An 18,214-nucleotide genomic window follows, 5' to 3' on the forward strand; every position below is an offset into this window, starting at 1 on the left:
CTTGCCATGGCGCCTGCCGCGCGATGCCCTGGCCATGGCAGACCGGGCCTGCGACACCGAAGCCCGCCGCGAGCAGATCGCGGCTGATACCAGCGGCCGATTTCATCGACCCCTGGTATGCTTTTTTCTTGCCCTCAATCGCCGGGCGCAAACCTCCGGTTTGCTTGGCTTCGCGCCACTCGGCGCGGGCGCCGTTCGGCGCCTCGGACCGGTCCGTTGGTACTAGGGCGCGGATGGGTAAGCTTCGCGCTCATCCGCAGCAATCCCGCGGATGACACGGCAGGGGTTGCCGGCCGCAAATACCCGGGCTGGAAGGTCGCGCGTCACGACGCTGCCGGCGCCGATCACCGTGCCCGATCCGATGCGCACGCCAGGCAGGATGAAGGCCCCCGCCCCCACCCATACATCCGATCCGATCTCGACCGGCTTGCCATATTCCTGCTTCCGGCGCAGGGCGGCATCGAGGGGATGCATCGGCGTCAGGATCTGGACGCCCGGCCCGAAGAGCGTGTAGTCGCCTATACGAACCCGGCAGACATCGAGAACTATGCAGTTGAAGTTGAAGAATACGCGCTCGCCCAGCTCTATGTTGGAGCCGTAGTCACAGTAGAATGGCGGCTGCATCCATACCGTGTCACCGCCTTTTGCAAAAATCTGCCTGCAAAGCTCACGGCGCAGATCTTCGTCCGCGTCACTGGACGCGTTGAGCTTCTGGCACAGATCCCTGACCCTGTATCTGGCAGCGACGAGATCGGGATCGAGAGCATCGTAAAGCTCCCCAGCCAGCATTTTTTCGCGTTCGGTGTGCATTTGCATTTCCCAGTGCGAAGTTTTCCCATCGGTAGCCGGATGCAGGAATCACGCTCAAGCGAATGCCATTGCCGGCCCATCGGCCAGGGCCGATCGCGAGGGTGAAGCACGGGCCGCGACCCATGGGTATCCCGCTCGGGAGCCGGCGCTGTCCCGGCTGGACAGCCGGCCCGGCATTGCCGCCTGATGCGGCAGGCAGGATCGCGGCGGCCAGCCGCACGCCAAACGGAGATGCGCCATGCCCGATTTCCACGCGCGCCTTTCGCATGTCGCGCTGCAGGTGCAGGACCTGCCGAGGATGCAGCGCTTCTATGCCGAGGTGCTCGGCCTCGAGGTCAGCGACCAGGGCACCGCCAGGGATCTGGGCTGCGAGATGGTGTTCATGAGCGGCAGCGCCGCGGCGCACCACCAGCTCGTACTGATGTCGGGCGCGCCCGGGCAGCGCGCGCCCTCGCGGGTCAACCACCTGGCCTTCGCGGTCGATTCCCTGGCGGCGCTGCGCGCCATCCGCGACCATGCGCTCGCCCTGGGGGCGACCGGGATGCGCCAGATCGACCACGGGAATGCCTGGTCGGTCTATTTCGCGGACCCCGAGGGCAATCCGCTGGAAGCCTTCCTGGACACGCCCTTCCACGTGCCGCAGCCGCATGGCCGCGCCTTCGACCTCGACCAGCCCGATGCGGTGATCATCGCGGAGACGGAGCGGGCCTGCCGCCAGGACCCGGGCTTCCTGCCGCGGACGCGCTGGGCAGAACAGCACGCCGCGCGGCTCGGGACCTGAACCTTCCCTACCGCTGCACCCAGGGCGAGCGCTGCCACAACGCGGCGAATTCCCGCGCCGCCTCGCGCAGCCGGGCGGCCCAGGCTTCGCCCGGCTCATAGGCCGGTTCGGTGAATTGCGCCTCGATGGCGCGGCGGAATTCCCGGATCCTGCGCCACCGCCGCCGTCGCCTCGCGCAGCTTCGCCACCGCGCCGGGCGGCGTGCCGGCGGCGGTGATGATGCCGCGTTCGGACTGCATCACCGCCGCCACCCCCTGCTCGGTCAGGGTCGGAACATCGGGGGCGAGGCGGGAGCGCTGTGCCCCGGCCTGGGCCAGCATCCGCAACCCCTCCGACGCCGGCATCACCTCGCCCACATTGATCGCCGCCGCCTGCACCTGGCGGCCGAGCAGCGCATTCTTCTGCGGCGCGGCGCCGTTGAAATGCACGGGCGTGAGCCTGACGCCCATCGCCTGCTCGATCAGCACCAGCATCAGGTGGTCGTCGGTGCCGACGCCGGAGGTGCTGACAGTGACGCCCTCCGGGTCGCGCCGGGCACGGGCGATGAGGTCCTGCATGTCGCGGATCGGGCTCTCCGCCACTACCACCAGGCCGGAGGGATCGGTGACGAGATTGCCGATATAGGCGAAGTCCTCCAGCCTGTACTGCGCGGCGCTGCGCTCGATCGGGATGGTGACGAAGCTCGGCATGTTGGTGATGCCGATCACATGCCCATCCGGCCGGGCCCGCGCCACATAGGCCCAGGCCAGCTCACCCGAGGCGCCGGGGCGGTTCTGCACCACGACTGGTTGGCCAAGACGCGGCTCCAGGAAGCGGGCGAAGGTGCGCGCCGTGACATCCGTGCCGCCGCCGGGGGCGAAGCCCACCACCAGTTCCAGCGGCCGGTTCGGGAAGCCTGCATTCTGCGCCAGGGCCGGCGCCGCGAGGGCGGCGAGGCCGGCGCCCAGGGCGCCGCGGCGGGTGAGGCTCATGCCTGCTTCCCCTCATTGCCCTCGCGCCAAGCGATCAGCCGGCCAAGCCCCTCCCGCATCCCGACCAGCGGCTTCCAGCCGATGGCGCGCTCCGCCTCGTCATGCACGATGCGGAAGGCGCCGCCGGAGGTCAGGCGCACCTTGCCCGACTCGTTGCCGACGAATTCCGGCTCGGCGCCGCCTCCAGCGAGTTCCGTGACCAGCTTCACCAGTTCCAGCGTGGTGATCGGCTCGGGGCCGGAGGTGTTCACCGCCACATCACTCGCCGCGCTCTCGAAAGCCATGCGGTTGGCCCGCGCCAGATCGCCGACATAGACGAAATGCTTGGTCTCGCTGCCGTCGCCGAAGACCTGCGGCCGCTCGCCACGCTTCACCTTGTCGAAGGTCTCGATGATGTAGAGGGCATTGGCGGCGCGGTAGTGCTGCCGCTCCCCATAGACCGTGGAATAGCGCAGCACGACATAGTCCAGCCCGTGCTTGCGGTGGTAGTCGCGGCAGAGCTGCTCGCCGATGATCTTGCTGGCGCCGTAGATGATGGCCGCCGGCGGCGCGCCATGGCTGTGGAAGGGCGTGGTCTCCACCAGGTCGCCCGCCACGCCGGGCCCATAGCCGTAGGTGGCGTTGGAGGAGGCGAAGACCACCTTGCGCACCGCATTGGCGCGCGCCGCCTCCAGCGCGTTCTGCACGCCGCGGATATTCACATCCAGCCCGCCCCAGGGGTCGCGGTCCATGGACAGCGTCATGAAGGCGGCGAGTTGCAGCATCCCGGCCATGCCCTTGGTCGCCGCCAGCAGGTCCGCCATGCGCATCACGTCGCCGCGGATCAGCCGGAGCCGCGGATGGTCCTTGAGATGCGCGATGGCGGCTTCCGAGCCGAAGGCGAAATTATCAAACAGCGCCACCTCCGCCGCGCCATGGTCGAGCAGTTCCGCGGCGGTGGCGGAGCCGACCAGGCTGGCGCCGCCCACGATGAGGAAGCGGTTGCCGGCGATCGGCACGGCGGCAGTGTTCGGCATGGGTCTCTCCCGGGGATTCGTCTCGGCCGCATCCAAGCGCGGCCGGGGCCGGAGGCCAAGGGGTAGCCCCTCAGCGGCTGGCGCTGTGCCATGCGGCGGGCCGGCGCTTCACCGGGGGCGCGGCAGGCCGCGCCGGGGGCGGCGGCGGCAAGGGTGCCACCAGCAGGCCGAGGCGCTGGAGCTGCGGCCGCGGGTCCGGCCGCGCCGGCATCAGATACCAGGCGGCCAGCAGGGCCAGCGCCACCACCAGCGGCTCGAAGGGGGAGCCGGTGCGGCAGAGCGGCAGCGCCCAGGTGCCGCGGAAGGGCCAGGCCAGGCGCAGCCCACCCGGGGTCAGCAGGTCGCCCAGCAGATGGCTGAGATAGCCCACCACCAGCGGCGCCACGACCTGCCGCGGCACCCCTTCGTTCAGCAGCAGCGCGCCGCAGCCCGCCACCGCGACAAGCGAATGCGTCACGCCGCGATGCCCGAAGACCGCGGCGATAGCATGGGAGAGCGGCCGTAGCCGCCGCCCGACCCAGGATTTCGGATGGTCGATATCCGGCAGCAGCGCCCCCAGCACCGCCAGGCCCAGCGCCGCCGGCGCCAGGGCGGGCTGGCCAAGCTGCGGCGCCGCCGCGATCCAGGCCGCGGCGCCGAGTGCAACATGCGAGCCCGCCATCATCGCCGTGCCGCCCTCCGTCAGCCGGCGCCTGGGACAAGGGCTTAAGACTCGGCGCTAGGGCACGGAAAGTCCAATGTTTTTTCTCGCGACGTCAGGCCAATTCATGCAGCGCCGCCAGGAAGCGTTCCGCCGCCGCCTCCGGCGGCCAGGGGCGCCAGGGCGTCTCGCCCGGTGTCGCCAGCGGGTCCGCCTCCAGCACCGCGGCGCGGATGCCGAGCGTGCCCCGCACCTCCGCCCGGGTCCAGCCGGCGACATGCACCGCCTCCGCCGCCGCCAGCGCCACGTCGCAGGTCTTGTGCAGGCGCTTCGCCTCGGGGGTCCAGGAGGGCAGGGCGTAGCGCAGCGCCACCACCGCCTGCAGGCGCGATTGCAGATCGGCGAAACCGGCGCCGAGGAAGGGCTTCAGCGGCGAAATGCAGTCGAAGCCAAGCAGCCCCTCCTCCGCATCATGCAGCAATTCCCGCCGCGCCTCCGCCTGGCTCAATGGCAGGCGGCTGCGCTGGCGGCGCAGCGCCAGCACCGCGAGCGAATGCTGCGCCACCGAAAGCGGCGCGCCCGGCCAGACGGAATGCCCGCCCCAGCGGAAGGTGCGGGAGAGGCCGATCGCCAGGTCCTCGTCGGTCCAGTCGAAGGCCGTGGGGGAGATGAGGTCGAGGCGGCGGCCGGAGGGCAGCCGCACCCAGGCCCGGTCGGCCAAGCTCAGAACCGCGGCGCGGAGATGTCGAATTCCTGCATCACCTCCAGGTCCTCGCTGAACCAGGCGGCGATGCCGGCGCGGCGCTGGCCGATATATTCGGGCCGCCCCGCGGCATCGAGCCGCATGGTCAGGTCATGCCCCGGGATCAGCAGCGTGCCCGGCGCCTGCTTCCACAGCCCCCAGATCAGGTCGAGGCTGGCGCGGCTGGCCCCGGCATCCATGGTCATGTCGGTGGCCATGGAGAGCAGTTCCGCCCGGTTCTTCGCCGCATCGCCGCTGAACACCACCGGCACGTCGTTCCCCGTCATGCGGTACACGAGGCAGCCCGGCGTATGGCCGGGGCAGAGATGCGCGGTGAGGCCGGGCAGGAAAGCCTGGCCATCCTCCAGCAGATGCAGCCGCGGGTGTTGCGCCAGGTCCCGCACATAGAGTTCCGGCAGCGGGTTGAAGCCGGGCTCCACGCTGGTCGCCCAGTCCATCTCGGCCCGGCCGATCCAGAGGTCGGCCTGCGGGAAGAGCGTGTAGTTCACCGAATGGTCCCAATGCGCATGGGTCAGCACCACATCGGTGACGCTCTCCGGCGCGCAGTCCGCCGCCTTGAGTTGCCGGCCGAATTCCGGCCGCACCGCGAAGGAGCCGACATCGATCAGGATGGTCCGGCCGCCGCCCCGCAGCAGCGCGATGGTGCTCCAGCCCAGCCCCCCATGGCAGAGCGACTTGCCGGGATAGCCCTGGATCAGGACATCGATGCGGTACATGGCGGCGCTTCCTCTCCTGTGGTGGCCCAGGGGTCGGGACCAAGGGTCGGAGGTGGTCCGGCCCGCGTCAATCCGGTCATTGCCGTCGCAAAAATTTACAGCTCACGCGGCGATGAACTGAGGCCGCAATGAATTCAATCGTCTATCCCATGGCACGGCACTTGCTTTCGATGCCTGCCCCCAACGAATGGGGCGGGACAAAGCTGGAGTCTGTAATGCGTCGTTTCAAACAAGCCTTGCTGGCAGCCGTCGTCACCGTTGCGGTCGGCGGCCTCGGTGCCGCGCAGGCCGCGGATTTCTCCTTCACCGGCAGCCTCTCGGACCCGAACCAAGTGCTGCTCTTCAACTTCGATGTCGGCGCCACATCCACGGTGACGCTGCGGACCTACTCCTATGCCGGGGGTACCAATGCGGCCGGGCAGGTGATCCCGGGCGGCGGCTTCGACCCCATCCTGGCGCTGTTCGACGGCAGCGGCGCGCTCATTGATGAGAATGACGACGGCGACGGCAACGTGCCGGCCGATCCCGTGACCGGCAATCACTATGACACCTTCCTCCAGGCACTCCTGGCTCCCGGCAGCTACACCGTCTCCGTCCAGACCTTCGCCAATTTCGCCAATGGACCCAACCTGTCCGATGGCTTCTCCGGTTTCGGCTCCTTCAACAACCGCGCCACCAACTGGGCCTTCGACGTCCTGAATGCCGGCGAGGCCACCCAGGTGGCGGTGCCCGAACCGGCCTCGCTCGGCCCGTTCGGCGCCGGCCTGGTCGCCCTCGGCCTCACCCGCCGCCGCAAGGCCAGGCAGGCCGCCTGAGCCCGGCTGCGTCGGAAACGCTTACAGGGCGGCCCCGCCGGGCCGCCCTGCCCCGGCAGGCTTGCACCGACTCGCCCCGCCTGCGCATCCTCCGCCGCAATGCGCCTGCTGCACACCGCCGACTGGCATCTCGGCCGCGCCCTTTGCGGCGCCTCCTTCCTTGAGGACCAGGCGCATCTGCTGCGTGGCCAGTTCCTCGACATCCTGCGGGAAACGCGGCCGGACGCGCTGCTGATCGCCGGCGATGTCTTCGACCGTGCCGTGCCGCCGACCGAGGCGGTGGAGCTTCTGGACGAGATCCTGCGCCGCTGCATCCTCGACCTCGGCGTGCCGGTCGTGCTGATCCCCGGCAACCACGATGCCACCGAGCGGCTTTCCTTCGGCGCCTCGCTGCTGCGCGGCGCCGGGCTGCATATCGCCGATTCGGCGCTGGGCCAGGCCATCCGCTTCGAGGACGCGCATGGCGAGGTCTGGGTGCTGCCCTCCGGCTATGCCTCGCCCCTGCTGCTGGCGCGGCTCTTCGCGGGCGAGGCCATCGCCGACCATGATGCCGGCTTCGGCTTCCTCTGCCGCCATCTCCGCGAGCAATGCCCGGCCGGCGCCCGCATGGTGATGGTGGCGCATGCCTTCGTCGCCGGCGGCGAGGAATGCGAGAGCGAGCGGCTGCTTGCCGTGGGCGGCGCCAAGGCGGTGGCGGCTTCGCGCTTCGAGGGCTTCCACTACGTGGCGCTCGGCCACCTGCACCGGCCGCAGGGCCTGGCCGGCGGGCGCATCCGCTATGCCGGCTCGCCGCTGGCCTATTCCTTCAGCGAGGCGGGCCAGGCGAAATCCGTGACGCTGGTGGAGATCGACGCCGCCGGGGCGGTGCGGACCGAAGCCATTCCGCTGACCCCGCGGCGCGAGCTGCGGCGGCTGCGCGGCAGCTTCGCCGAGCTGCTGGCGGCGCCGCCCAGCACCGATTGGCTGGAGGTGACGCTCACCGACCCGCTGCCGATCTTCGAGGCGCAGCGCCGCCTGGCCGAACGCCACCCGCATATCCTGGGCTTCGGCTATGGCCGGCACGAGGGGCTGGACCTGATGCTCGCCCCCGCCGCGCACCGGCCGGAAACCGCCGAGCCGCTGACCCTGCTCGGCGAATTCTGGCGCGAGATGCGCGGCGAGGCCTTGCCGGAAGCCGCCCTGCCGGTGGCCCGGGCGGCGATCGGCCTGGCCCGGGACGAGGGCTGAGCGATGCGGCCCCTCAGCCTCACGCTGCAAGCCTTCAGCGCCTATGGCGGCCGGCAGGAGATCGATTTCGGCCAATTGGGCGAGCACCGGCTGTTCCTGATCGCCGGCCCTACCGGCGCCGGCAAGACCACCGTGCTGGACGGCATCTGCTACGCGCTGTTCGGCGAGAGCAGCGGCGGCCCGGAACGCGGCGCCGGCCACCTGCGGAGTCACCACGCCGCGGCGGCCATGGCCACCGAGGTGACGCTGGACTTCGCGCTCGGCCAGGAACAGTGGCGCATCTGCCGCCGTCCTACCCAGATGCGGCCGAAGCAGCGTGGCGGCGGTTTCGTGGAGGAGCGGAGTTCCGTCGCGCTTTCGCGCCTCACCGGTCCAGGCAATCCGCTGGAACGCGATGCCGAGGTGCGGGCGCGCGTCACGGAATTGCTCGGCTATCACGCCGCCGAATTCCGCCAGGTGGTGCTGCTGCCGCAGGGCCGCTTCCGCGAATTGCTGAGCGCCGGGCCGGGCGCGCGGCAGGAGATCCTGCGCACCCTGTTCCGCACCGACCTCTATGAACGCATCCAGGCCCGGCTGAAGGAACAGGCCGACAGCGCCGAGAAGACCATGGCGCAATGGAGCGCCCGCCGCCGCGTGCTGATCGACCAGGCCGGCGCCGCCGACCTCGCCAGCGCCGAGGCGGCGCGCGGGGCCATGCAACAGGCCCTCACCGAGGCCGAGGCGGCGCGCGAGGCCGCGGCGCTCCGCGAACGCGAGGCCGCCGCCCTGGCCGAGGCGGGCCGCCGCGCCGCCGAGACCCTGGCGGCGCGCGAGGCGGCCGAGGCCGGGCTGGCGGCGCTCACCGCCCGCGCCGCCGCCGTCGCCGCCGACCGCGCCCGCCTCGACGCCGCCCGCCGCGCCGACCGGCTGCGCGGCGAGGCCGAGGCGGCGCGGCAGGCCCGCCAGGCGGCGGATCAGGCGGCGGCCCAGGCCACGGCGGATGCCGCCCGGGCCAGCGCGGCGCAGCAGGCCCTCGCCGCCGCCACCGCGGCGCTGGCGGATGCGCCGGCGCGGGAGGCCGAGGCGCGGGCAGCGGCGGCGGAAAGCATCCGGCTCCAGGGGTTGCTGGATCTGGCCGAGCGCGTCGCCACCGCCGCCATGGCTTTGCAGGAGGCGCGCACGGCGGCGCAGGCGGCGAAGTCCCGGCATGACGCCGCTGCCGCCACCGCCGCCACGGCAAGCACCGCCGCCGAGGCCGCCGACCGCGCCCTGGCCGAGCGCGAGGCGGTGGCCGCCCAGGCAGAACGGCACCGGCTGGGCCTGGAGGCCGCTACCCGCCAGGCCGCGGATGCCACGGCGCTGGACCAAGCCCTGCGCGCCCTCGCCCGCTGCCAGGCCGCCCTCCCCCCCGCCCGCGCCGCGCTGGCCGAGGCGGAGGCCGCCCATGCCGCCAGCCGCGCCGCCCGGCTGGAAGCCGCGCAACGCCTCGCCGCCGAACACGCCGCGGTGCTGGCGGCCGGCCTGCAGCCCGGCGCCCCCTGCCCGGTCTGCGGCGGCACCCATCACCCCACACCGGCCCAGCCGGAATCCGGCCCGCTGCCCGACCTCGCCCTGCTGGACGCGGCCGAGGCCCGCGCCGCCGCCGCGCTGGACGCCGCCCGCGCCAAGGCCCAGGCGGCGGAGGGCGCGCTGCGCCTGGCCGAAGCCGAGCAGGCGGCGCGGCGGGACAGGCTCGGCGCCAATGCAGCGCCGCCCGCCGGGGCGCTGGCCGAGGCAAAGGCGGCCCTCGCCACGGCCGAGGCCGCGCTGCGGGCCCTGCCGGGGCTGCGCCAAGCGCAGGCGGCGGCGCGCGCGGAGGCCCTGGCCGCGACCCAGGCGCTGGAGGGTGCCAGCGCGGCGGAGCGGGCGGCGGCGCTGGCCCTCTCGGTCGCCGAGGCGACCCATGCCGATCGCCTCGCCGCCCTGCCGCCCGGGGCCGGCAGCACCGAGGCGCTGCGCTCCGCCATCGCCGGCACCGCCGCCACCGCGCGCGGGCTGGAGGCGGCGCTCGGCCGCCAGCGCGAGGCCCGGGCCGCCGCCGAAGCCGCCGCGACCGCCGCCGAGGCCGCCGCCGCCGCCAGCGCCCGCGCCGCCGAAGCCGCCGCCACGGCGCGCGCCACCCGCCGCGTGGCGCTGGAAGCCGCCGCGCGGGCGGCGGGCTTCGCCGATCTCGGCAGCTTCGCCGCGGCGCTGATCGAGCCCGCCGAGACCGATGCCCTGGCCGCCGAGGTCAGCCGCTTCGACGCGGCGATGGCGGCGGCGGAGGCGGCGGCCGTCCAGGCCCGCGCCGCCGCCGCCGGCCTCACCACCCCGGACCTGCCGGCGCTGGAGGCGGCGCTGGCGGTGGCCGGCACGGCGGCGCGCGAGGCGGCCGATGCCGCCACCACGCGGCGCAATGCGCTGGAGGCGCAGGACCGGCTGCTGGCCGAGATCACCGCCACCGAGCACCGGCTTGCGGAGAGCCAGGCGGATTACGGCCTGAAACGCGACCTCGCCGACCTCGCGCGCGGCAACAACCCGAAGAAGCTGAACCTGGAAGGCTTCGTGCTGCGCAGCCTGTTCGACGAGGCGCTGGCCGCCGCCAACCGGCGCCTCCGCGGCATGTTGGGCGGCCGCTATGCCATCCGCCGGCGGGAGGAGCCGCTGAGCGGCCGCGCCGCCGTCGGCCTCGATATCGAGGTGCTGGACCAGTGGAACGACCAGGCGCGGCCGGCCGGCACGCTTTCCGGCGGCGAGGGCTTCTGCGCCTCCCTCGCCCTGGCGCTGGGGCTGGCGGATACCGTGCAGGCGCATGCCGGGGCGCGGCGGATCGACAGCCTCTTCATCGACGAGGGCTTCGGCAGCCTGGATGGCGACACGCTGGAAACGGCGATGGAGGTGCTGACCGGGCTGCATGGCCAGGACCGGCTGGTGGGGGTCATCAGCCATGTCGCCGGGCTGCGGGATTGGATTCCGGCGCGGCTGGATGTCACCCCGGGACGGCGCGGCAGCAGCGCGGCGTTTCGGTTTGGGTGAGGCGGGGGTGAGGGTGCTTCACGCCTGCGGGTGATGCGGCCATGCAGGGATCGGAGCACTCATGCCAGCGGCCGTCTTGGGGGGGCCGCTCGCGACCCGAAGCGGAAATTCAGATTAGACAGCCGAATGACAGGTGCTGGCCGGTAACGGAATGGCGACTCCGGCGACTGATACCGCCGCGCCTATGAAGGGACCCACCGTCGCCCGGTAAGGGCGGCGCGGTCAGTCCTCAGGGCCGCGCGCGGGCTTTTTCTCGATGGGTCGGGACATACGCTCGGCGGTATGACTGGGCGGACGCAGACTTTCGCTGCTTGCCCGTCGAACCCGGTATTTGTCAAAGAAGTTGTCCGGTGCCCATCAGGCGGCGTCTCTGATTTCGTGGTCGCTGATGTCGCGCTCGGGGTTGAGGCAGACGTCGCCGACCGGCGCCCAGTTTCGGATTTGGCGTGACCACCGCGCGGGGTTGGCGGCGCGAGCTTCGGTATAGAGCTCGGTCCGACGCTCGAGGAGCGCGCGATCCTCACCTGCATGCCGGGCGCTGGGCGTGACGAACTGGATCGCGCTGTGGCGGTGCTCGTGGTTGTACCAGGCCACAAAACGGGCGACCCAGTGTTGCGCGTCCTCCCTGCTGGCGAACCCCGATGCTGGCCAGTCCGGCCTGTACTTGCAGGTACGGAACAGGGCTTCGGAGAACGGGTTGTCGTCACTGACGCGCGGGCGGCTGTAGGAGGCGATGACGCCGAGCCGTTCGAGGGTGGCCTTCATGGTCGCGCCCTTCATCGGGCTGCCGTTGTCGGCGTGCAGGACGAGAGGGCGGGTGAGGCAGCCCTCGGCCCAGACCGCGCGGCGCACGAGCTCGGCGGCCAGCTCGGCGGCTTCGCGCTCGTGGACCTCCCAGCCGACAATCTTGCGGCTGTAGACGTCGAGGATGAGGTAGAGATAGAAGAACCCGCCCCGGATCGGGCCGGGCATCCAGGTGATGTCCCAGCTCCAGACTTCGCAGGGGCCGCGGGCGCGGTGACTGGTCGGCGGTTGGCGACGCGCCGGCGGCCTCGCCCGGCCACGGTGGTGCTGCTGACCCTCAGCCCGCAGGATGCGGTAGAAGCTTGCTTCCGAGGCGATGTAGCGGCCCTGGTCTGCGAGGCGGGGCACGATCTGACTTGGCGGCAGGCTCTTGAAGGCCTGGCTGTTGCAGGCCTCCAGCACGGCCTGGCGTTCCGCCTCGGACAGCCTGTTGCCCGGTGCTGGCCGAGGCGCCGTCGGGCGGCGGTCTTCGGGCGCGCCGTCCCGGGCCCGCCAGCGGCGACAGGTCCGTTCATCGAGCGCGAGTTCCGCACAGGCCTGGGCGCGGCGCGCGCCGGCCGCGACAGCCTGGTCGATCAGCGCCATGGCGTTCTGGCGATCTGGGGTGCTGATCATGCGTCCTCGCCGTCCCCCCAGATCGCCGCGGCGTTTTTTCGCAGCACCAGCAGCGCCGCCGCCTCGGCCAGCGCCTTCTCCTTGCGCGCCAAGTCCCGCTCGATGGCCTTGATGCGCTTCTTCTCCTCCTTAGTCGCCTGGCCCAGCCGCTGGCTGCTGGCGCGGTCCCAGTCGTTGGCCTGCTCGCAGGCGGTCCGCCAGGCTTGGATCTGCTCGGGGTAGAGACCCCGCTGGCGGCAGTAGGCGGCGAGATCGGCCTCGTTCAGGGCGGCGGTCTCGAGAACGGCGGCGAACTTGTCGCGCGACGTCCAACCCTCCGGGCCGGCGTCGGCATCGGGCAGGAGCCGCCCCTGGCGGCGAGCCTCGCGGCGCCAGGTGTGCAGCGTTGCCTCGGAGATCCCTTCCTCCTTGGCCAGCTGCCGCAAGGGCACCGCGTTCGGCGGCTCCAGCTTCCTCAGAACCGCCGCGCGGCGTTCCGTCGAGTAGGCCAAATCATCCCTCCGTCCCGCCCCTCTGGAAATGAGAGATCATCTCAAGGCGCCGGACAACTTCCCTGCCATAGGGGGAACCGTCTCCGATTCGGACCAACTGAGGAGTCGCTGCCATGCTACGCACCCGAACTGAGGGGTAGCTGTCAAAGCCATTGACTTGCGTTGGCTTTCTCCGCCAGCGTCCTTGAGTTGGAATAAGATGCGGAGCACAGAAGATGGTGATAGATAAGCGCAGCGCTCGCTTACTGCTTTTTCCAACTCTCTATTTCTCTGTGGCCATGCAAAGCGAGGCATTGCCTTCAAGTTGTTCAGCAACCAACGAGAATGGTGGAGTGTGCAGCGTCGATTGCCCTGAAGGGCAGGTCGCAAGCTGTCAAAACGCAAGTGGCGGCGGCAACCCCGAGTGCGCATGCACCGGCTCATTCGCATCGGGTGCCACTATTCTCCAAAATTTCCTGCGATCTAATACCGCAACCGTCGCAAATCCTACCTTGGCTGCCCTTCCAGCTGCCAACTCTGACCAGCAAGTGGTTGTTAACGTCCGTGGGGAAGTTACCAGAGCACTCAACCAGTTGGGCGATCGGCGCATAAAGCAAGAAACGCGGCAAGTGCCGACCGGACGATATGAGTGCCGCTCATATGGTCCTCGCGATCCGGACGGCAATCGCCCAGAGCGGTGTTGGGAGATCACACACCCTGAACAATATGATGTCGTAGGAAGGTTGGCGCTTAACGGTGAGATTATCCTCACTACGCCACCTCAGGTCACTCTCGATCAACCTAACTGGTCAGCACTTCCGATCTCTTACGTCGGCATGCGCGGATTTTATCGAAATTGCACTAGCCTACAACAATCTTTCAGCTTCGCCCATACAGAGGAAGTCACTGTTGGGCAGAGGGTGACCAAACTAACTTCTATAGTGACGGGAACAACACAAAAAGTAACGGCGTCAGTCAACGTGAGCGCTCCAGCAGTTCCTGGCGGGATTGGTGGCGGCGCAGGGATAGGTGTCGAATCTGGCTTTACTCAGACTATAACTGTCTCGGACACGGCAGAGGAAAACTACACAACGCGCCGCTCAGTCCAGGAAACCTATCCAATTCAAGTCGCTCCAAATTCACTCGTCACGGTTACCCACAGATGGCTCGTAAGGCGTATTTCGGTTCCGTATTCAGGGTCCGTTGTAGTGGATGCTCCGATCATCCCAAATATGGCAGGTCCTTCAGGAAACAATTTGCCTTTCTTGTCACAAATATTGCCTGATCCAAGCCAGAGAAGATATATATTCAACGGTCGGATTGAAGATACCACACTCTATGACACGGGCTTTATGGTGACTCAGGCAAGCTTAACTCCAGATGAGTGCGCTTCTTCCACCTCTAGTGTTCGCTATGAACCTTTCGTGGAGAGTGGTACTGTTTCGTTCCAATAAATCGGGTGCGCTAAACTTCAATTCAGCTTCTGGTTTTCCGTCACTCTGCACGGAGTGTTTGGGGCGCTGGTTGCCGGTCGGCTAATACCGCCGAGCAGGGGTCAGACTTGGGTGTGACGCTACGACGGCCACGGGCGTGAATCCCTTTCCGGCGGGCATGGAGCGGCAGGCGCTGCGGGACGCAGTGGTCCGGTACTATGCAGCGGGGTTTACGGGCTTGCGCGACCGTCCCAAGTCGGGCCGACGAGCGTCCCTTCGGCAAGCGCCTGCATCCAGCGTGCCTCTCGCGTATCGTGCGGTGCGTCGATCTGTCGCGCTAGGCCTGCGCCACCGCCACCCCGCGATCCCTCACCAACTTCACCACATCGAGCTTGAACTCGCGGCTGAATATTCTCTGTCCCATCCCAGGGCCTCCGATCGGGTGAAAGCCTTAATTAGGTGTCCATCAAACCGGCAGCAGTTCAGAGGGTGGATTCAAGTGGTCGTCGCAACACCAAGGCGGAGGGTGGTTGCGATGGCGGGTCGGCGGCGTTCGGATCGGGCTTTGCGGGCGAAGTCTCCTTCGCCAGGCCGCCCGGGAGTAGCCCGGCGTGAGGACCAGCGGCGCTTCTGGACGTTGATTGCGGCGGGACAGTCGAGCTGGGACGCGGCGATCGGCGTGGGGGTGTCGGAGGCGGTTGGGTCCCGCTGGTTTCGGGAGGCGGGCGGGATGCCACCATCGACGCTCGGGCGGTCGTCAAAGCCGCCTTCGGGACGATACCTGTTGTTTGCGGAGCGCGAGGAGATTGCGCTGCTGCGAGCCCAGGGCTGTGGAGTGCGAGAGGTTGCCCGGCGGCTGCGACGGGCGGCATCGACGGTCTCGCGCGAGCTACGGCGCAATGCGGCCACGCGCAGCGGCAACCTGGAGTACAGGGCCACGACGGCGCAGTGGCATGCTGAGCGGGCGGCGCGGCGTCCGAAGCCGGCGAAGCTGGTGACGCACCCGGCGCTGAGGGCGTATGTGCAAGATCGGCTGGCGGGTGCCGTGGTCTCTCCAGGCGGGGCTACGGTGCCCGGACCGGCGGTGCCGTGGAAGGGCCGGCGGCATGGACCGAGGCAGCCTCGGCGCTGGGCGAGAGGATGGAGCCCGCAGCAGATCTCGCGGCGGCTGCGGCTCGACTTTCCTGGCGATGGTGCGATGCGGATCAGCCATGAGGCCATCTACCAGTCGCTCTACGTCCAGGGCCGCGGCGCGCTGCGCCGCGAGCTGACGGCCTGCCTGCGAACCGGGCGGGCGCTGCGCGTGCCGCGGGCGCGGAGCCGGGGGGCGCGGCAAGTCGCATGTCGCGCCCGAGGTGCTGATCAGCCAGCGCCCGGCGGAGGCGGACGACCGGGCCGTGCCGGGGCATTGGGAGGGAGACCTCATCCTTGGCCTTGGCAGCTCAGCAATCGGCACCCTGGTGGAGCGCACGACGCGGTTCACGATGCTGCTGCACCTGCCCCGCATGCCGGGTCATGGAGAGGGAACGCGCGTCAAGAACGGCCCGGCGCTGGCCGGGCATGGGGCGGAAGCGGTGCGCGACGCCATCACCCGCATGATCACCACCCTGCCGGAGGCGCTGCGCCGGTCGCTGACCTGGGACCAGGGGGGCGGAGATGAGCGAGCACGCCCGGCTGCGGATCGACACCGGCGTGCAGGTGTACTTCTGCGAGCCGCACAGCCCGTGGCAGCGTGGCACGAACGAGAACACCAACGGGCTGCTGCGGCAGTACTTCCCGAAGGGGACTGACCTGAGCGCGCACGGCGCCGATGACCTCGCGGCCGTGGCTGCGGCGCTCAATGGCAGGCCTCGCAAGACGCTCGGCTGGAGAACGCCAGCCGAAGCGCTTGACGAGGCGCTGCGATCGGCTCAGGCAGGCGTTGCGACGACCAGTTGAGCCTGGGGAGAGTGCTTCCGCTCGCAGCGCTTCCTTGTCGGCTATCACGCCATCGTGCACGCTTGCTGCGGCGCCTGGAACGCACTGACGTTGGAGCGCGCTCGCTCCCTTGCCGCGCTCCTCTGAATCCTGAAGGTCGCTTCAGAGGCTCGGCGGTGTTACTCACCCCAGAACCGTCCCGCTCGCGACCGCTGCGGCTCCGAAGTCTGCTATCAGGATCCGGCCAGTAGCCCGCGAACTACTGAGAAGGGCGCGGAGCAGACCTTGATGCAGCGCTTACCTGCGTCCGCTTCCCACCCAAAGCCGCCACCACACAGCCCCGCCACCGTCAATACTCCCCGAACATCCGCGCAATCTCCGCCTGCTCCGCCGTGCGGGTCAGCGCCAGGGCCAGCAGGATGCGGGCCTTCTGCGGCGTGAGGTTGTCGGCCGGCAGGAAGCCGGCCTCGCGCAGCTTGGTGGTGGGGAAGACGCGGCCGCTGCCGGCGCGGGTGGAGACCACCACGGTCACGCCGAGCGCCCGCGCCTCCTGCAAGGCCAGCGCATCGCCCGGCGTGACGAAGCCCGGCGCGAAGCCGGCGCAGACGATGCCCTGCGCGCCCGCCGCCAGGAAGGCGCGCACCGCCGTGCCATCCGCCCCGGCATAGGTATAGGCGATATCCACGCGCGGCAGCACCGCCAGGCCGCGCGCGTCGAATCCCGTATCCGGCGCCACCCGGCGCAGCGGCCGGCGATACCAGGCGATGCTGTCGCCATCGGCATGGCCGAGGCAGCCGAAATCCGGGCTGCGGAAGGTCTGCAAGCGCCCGGTGGAGGTCTTGGTCACCTCCCGCGCCGCATGGATCTCGTCATTCAGCAGCACCAGCACGCCGAGCCCGCGCGCGCCCTCGCTCGCCGCCACCCGCACCGCATTCACCAGGTTCAGCCCGGCATCGCTGGAGAGCGCGGAATTCGGCCGCTGCGCCCCCACCAGCACCACGGGCAGGGCGGTCTTCAGGGTCAGCGAGAGGAAATAGGCCGTCTCCTCCAGCGAGGAGGTGCCATGGCCGATGACGATGCCGGCCAGGTCCGGCTGCGCCGCCGCCACGTCCTCGCAGAGCAGCAGCAGCTCCCGCCATTCCTCCCAGCCCACCCGCGTCGAGGGCAGGTTGCGGAAGCGGATGGGCACCACCTCCGCCACCTGCTGCACCTCCGGGAAGCGCGCCAGGATCGCATCCGCCTGCAGCACCGTGCCGTTGGCGCCATAGTCGAAAATATCGAGCGGGCCGCGGCCGACCGAGGCGATGGTGCCGCCGGTGCCGATGAAGGCGACTTTCGGCCTCATGCCGCGATCCCTGCTTCCCGGCGGAAGCCGGCGATGCATTGCGCCACCGTCAGCACATCGCCGAATTGCAGGTGGAAGGCGGTGAGGGAGGCGGCGTGCTCGGCATCCGTCACCGCGGCGCAGGCATCGCTGACCATGACGGTGCGGAAATTCAGCATCATCGCGTCCCGCGCGCTGCTCTCGCAGCAGACATTGGTGACGGTGCCGGCGATCAGCACGGTGTCGAGGCCGAGCGCCCGCAGCCGCTCGGGCAGGTCCGAGGCACCCTGGATGAAGGCGCTGTAGCGGTATTTCGGCACGATGGTGTCGCCGGGCTGGACATCGAGGCCGGGCCAGAGCCGGTGGCCTTCCGTGCCCTCACTCATCGCCGCGGCGCGGCGGGCGCGGGCTTCCGGCGTCGCCATCTCCTGCATGATGGACCATTCGGTCTCGCAGCGCGCATCGAAGGTGTTCTGCACCCAGAACACGGCGCCGCCGGCTTCGCGCAGCGCCGCGGCCAGGCGGTTCACCGCCGGCACCACATGCTGCGCCATGGCGCAGAAGGCATGCGAGAGGTCCTCCCGCATGAAGCCGTTCTGCATGTCGATCACCACCAGCGCGGTGTGCCGCGGATCGAGCCGCGCGAAGGGATGCGGCGTGCCGCAGCGGGCGGCAACGCGGGCCGCGATGGCAGGGGCGATGGTGAAGGGGTGCATGCGGGCCTCCCGACCGGCTGGAGAATACGGGCCTGCGTGGCGGTCCTGTCCCAGGCCGGCCGGTCCCATGCCCGGCGCGGCGACAGCCTAAAGCAGCTTCGCCCCGGAGGGAATCGCCACGCGACCCTGCGCGACGCAGGAAACGGGCGGCCGGTGCCAGGCC

Annotated in this window: 14 protein-coding genes and 2 pseudogenes; 7 read left to right on the forward strand and 9 right to left on the reverse strand. The window is 70.1% G+C overall.

Translation table 11 applies throughout. From position 1 onward, the window contains the following. Window positions 1-222: 222 nt before the first annotated feature. On the reverse strand, window positions 223-810 hold the full coding sequence (locus KSF81_RS23700) for a sugar O-acetyltransferase (protein WP_254453713.1): 588 nt from the start codon (window positions 808-810) through the stop codon (window positions 223-225). 238 nt (window positions 811-1,048) lie between these two features. Here KSF81_RS23700 and KSF81_RS23705 point away from each other — a divergent pair, with 238 nt between their 5' ends. Continuing rightward, a complete protein-coding gene (locus KSF81_RS23705) occupies window positions 1,049-1,591 on the forward strand; it encodes a VOC family protein (protein WP_217381058.1) in 543 nt (180 codons plus the stop codon). A 95-nt stretch (window positions 1,592-1,686) separates the two neighbouring features. Here KSF81_RS23705 and KSF81_RS23710 read toward each other — a convergent pair whose 3' ends face one another. From KSF81_RS23710 to KSF81_RS23730, 5 genes are all read right to left on the reverse strand, one after another. After that, window positions 1,687-2,562 carry a tripartite tricarboxylate transporter substrate binding protein gene (locus KSF81_RS23710; protein WP_217381059.1) on the reverse strand — a complete coding sequence of 292 codons (876 nt, stop codon included), beginning with the start codon at window positions 2,560-2,562 and terminating at the stop codon, window positions 1,687-1,689. After that, on the reverse strand, window positions 2,559-3,578 hold the full coding sequence (locus KSF81_RS23715) for an NAD(P)-dependent oxidoreductase (RefSeq protein ID WP_217381060.1): 1,020 nt from the start codon (window positions 3,576-3,578) through the stop codon (window positions 2,559-2,561). Before KSF81_RS23715 ends, KSF81_RS23710 begins: the two co-directional genes overlap by 4 nt. A 70-nt stretch (window positions 3,579-3,648) precedes the next feature. Continuing rightward, complete coding sequence (locus tag KSF81_RS23720; protein WP_217381061.1) at window positions 3,649-4,242, reverse strand: metal-dependent hydrolase; 594 nt, start codon at window positions 4,240-4,242, stop codon at window positions 3,649-3,651. A 91-nt stretch (window positions 4,243-4,333) separates the two neighbouring features. After that, on the reverse strand, window positions 4,334-4,939 hold the full coding sequence (locus KSF81_RS23725) for an HD family hydrolase (protein WP_217381062.1): 606 nt from the start codon (window positions 4,937-4,939) through the stop codon (window positions 4,334-4,336). A 2-nt stretch (window positions 4,940-4,941) separates the two neighbouring features. After that, the gene (locus KSF81_RS23730) at window positions 4,942-5,697 is read right to left on the reverse strand and encodes an MBL fold metallo-hydrolase (RefSeq protein WP_217381063.1); all 756 of its coding nucleotides are present in this window, start codon (window positions 5,695-5,697) and stop codon (window positions 4,942-4,944) included. A 215-nt stretch (window positions 5,698-5,912) separates the two neighbouring features. Here KSF81_RS23730 and KSF81_RS23735 point away from each other — a divergent pair, with 215 nt between their 5' ends. From KSF81_RS23735 to KSF81_RS31195, 3 genes are all read left to right on the forward strand, one after another. Further along, on the forward strand, window positions 5,913-6,512 hold the full coding sequence (locus KSF81_RS23735) for a DVUA0089 family protein (protein ID WP_217381064.1): 600 nt from the start codon (window positions 5,913-5,915) through the stop codon (window positions 6,510-6,512). Window positions 6,513-6,611: 99 nt separating this feature from the next. Then, window positions 6,612-7,739 carry an exonuclease SbcCD subunit D gene (locus KSF81_RS23740; protein ID WP_217381065.1) on the forward strand — a complete coding sequence of 376 codons (1,128 nt, stop codon included), beginning with the start codon at window positions 6,612-6,614 and terminating at the stop codon, window positions 7,737-7,739. Window positions 7,740-7,742: 3 nt separating this feature from the next. Next, complete coding sequence (locus KSF81_RS31195) at window positions 7,743-10,772, forward strand: AAA family ATPase (RefSeq protein ID WP_217381066.1); 3,030 nt, start codon at window positions 7,743-7,745, stop codon at window positions 10,770-10,772. Window positions 10,773-11,129: 357 nt separating this feature from the next. Here the strand turns inward: KSF81_RS31195 and KSF81_RS23750 are convergent. Next, a protein-coding gene (locus KSF81_RS23750; protein ID WP_254453714.1) for an IS3 family transposase occupies window positions 11,130-12,682 on the reverse strand; the annotation gives its coding sequence in 2 pieces (ribosomal slippage) (window positions 11,130-12,223 and window positions 12,223-12,682; 1,554 coding nt in all). A gap of 215 nt (window positions 12,683-12,897) precedes the next feature. Between KSF81_RS23750 and KSF81_RS23755 the strand changes: the two genes are divergently transcribed. The 3 genes and pseudogenes from KSF81_RS23755 to KSF81_RS23760 all read left to right on the forward strand — a co-directional run bounded on the left by KSF81_RS23755 (window position 12,898) and on the right by KSF81_RS23760 (window position 16,032). Further along, the gene (locus KSF81_RS23755; RefSeq protein WP_217381067.1) at window positions 12,898-14,115 is read left to right on the forward strand and encodes a hypothetical protein; all 1,218 of its coding nucleotides are present in this window, start codon (window positions 12,898-12,900) and stop codon (window positions 14,113-14,115) included. Between the two features lie 151 nt (window positions 14,116-14,266). Further along, a pseudogene (locus tag KSF81_RS32450) lies at window positions 14,267-14,380 on the forward strand (IS630 family transposase); the annotation flags it as partial. Window positions 14,381-14,629: 249 nt separating this feature from the next. Next, a pseudogene (locus KSF81_RS23760) lies at window positions 14,630-16,032 on the forward strand (IS30 family transposase). 328 nt (window positions 16,033-16,360) lie between these two features. Here KSF81_RS23760 and KSF81_RS23765 read toward each other — a convergent pair. Together KSF81_RS23765 and KSF81_RS23770 are read right to left on the reverse strand one after the other, a co-directional pair. Further along, window positions 16,361-17,356, reverse strand: a complete 996-nt coding sequence (locus KSF81_RS23765) for an asparaginase (protein WP_217381068.1) — start codon at window positions 17,354-17,356, stop codon at window positions 16,361-16,363. After that, on the reverse strand, window positions 17,353-18,051 hold the full coding sequence (locus KSF81_RS23770; RefSeq protein ID WP_217381069.1) for an isochorismatase family protein: 699 nt from the start codon (window positions 18,049-18,051) through the stop codon (window positions 17,353-17,355). Before KSF81_RS23770 ends, KSF81_RS23765 begins: the two co-directional genes overlap by 4 nt. Between the last annotated feature and the right edge of the window lie 163 nt (window positions 18,052-18,214).

Origin of the sequence: Siccirubricoccus sp. G192, assembly GCF_019084075.1 — a bacterium.
GTDB lineage: Bacteria > Pseudomonadota > Alphaproteobacteria > Acetobacterales > Acetobacteraceae > G192.

Coding starts and splice junctions, on each gene's coding strand:
- KSF81_RS23700 (WP_254453713.1), bottom strand. CDS start 810: ATGCACACCGAACGCGAAAAAATGCTGGCTGGGGAGCTTTACGATGCT.
- KSF81_RS23705 (WP_217381058.1), top strand. CDS start 1,049: ATGCCCGATTTCCACGCGCGCCTTTCGCATGTCGCGCTGCAGGTGCAG.
- KSF81_RS23710 (WP_217381059.1), bottom strand. CDS start 2,562: ATGAGCCTCACCCGCCGCGGCGCCCTGGGCGCCGGCCTCGCCGCCCTC.
- KSF81_RS23715 (WP_217381060.1), bottom strand. CDS start 3,578: ATGCCGAACACTGCCGCCGTGCCGATCGCCGGCAACCGCTTCCTCATC.
- KSF81_RS23720 (WP_217381061.1), bottom strand. CDS start 4,242: ATGATGGCGGGCTCGCATGTTGCACTCGGCGCCGCGGCCTGGATCGCG.
- KSF81_RS23730 (WP_217381063.1), bottom strand. CDS start 5,697: ATGTACCGCATCGATGTCCTGATCCAGGGCTATCCCGGCAAGTCGCTC.
- KSF81_RS23735 (WP_217381064.1), top strand. CDS start 5,913: ATGCGTCGTTTCAAACAAGCCTTGCTGGCAGCCGTCGTCACCGTTGCG.
- KSF81_RS23740 (WP_217381065.1), top strand. CDS start 6,612: ATGCGCCTGCTGCACACCGCCGACTGGCATCTCGGCCGCGCCCTTTGC.
- KSF81_RS31195 (WP_217381066.1), top strand. CDS start 7,743: ATGCGGCCCCTCAGCCTCACGCTGCAAGCCTTCAGCGCCTATGGCGGC.
- KSF81_RS23755 (WP_217381067.1), top strand. CDS start 12,898: ATGGTGATAGATAAGCGCAGCGCTCGCTTACTGCTTTTTCCAACTCTC.
- KSF81_RS23765 (WP_217381068.1), bottom strand. CDS start 17,356: ATGAGGCCGAAAGTCGCCTTCATCGGCACCGGCGGCACCATCGCCTCG.
- KSF81_RS23770 (WP_217381069.1), bottom strand. CDS start 18,051: ATGCACCCCTTCACCATCGCCCCTGCCATCGCGGCCCGCGTTGCCGCC.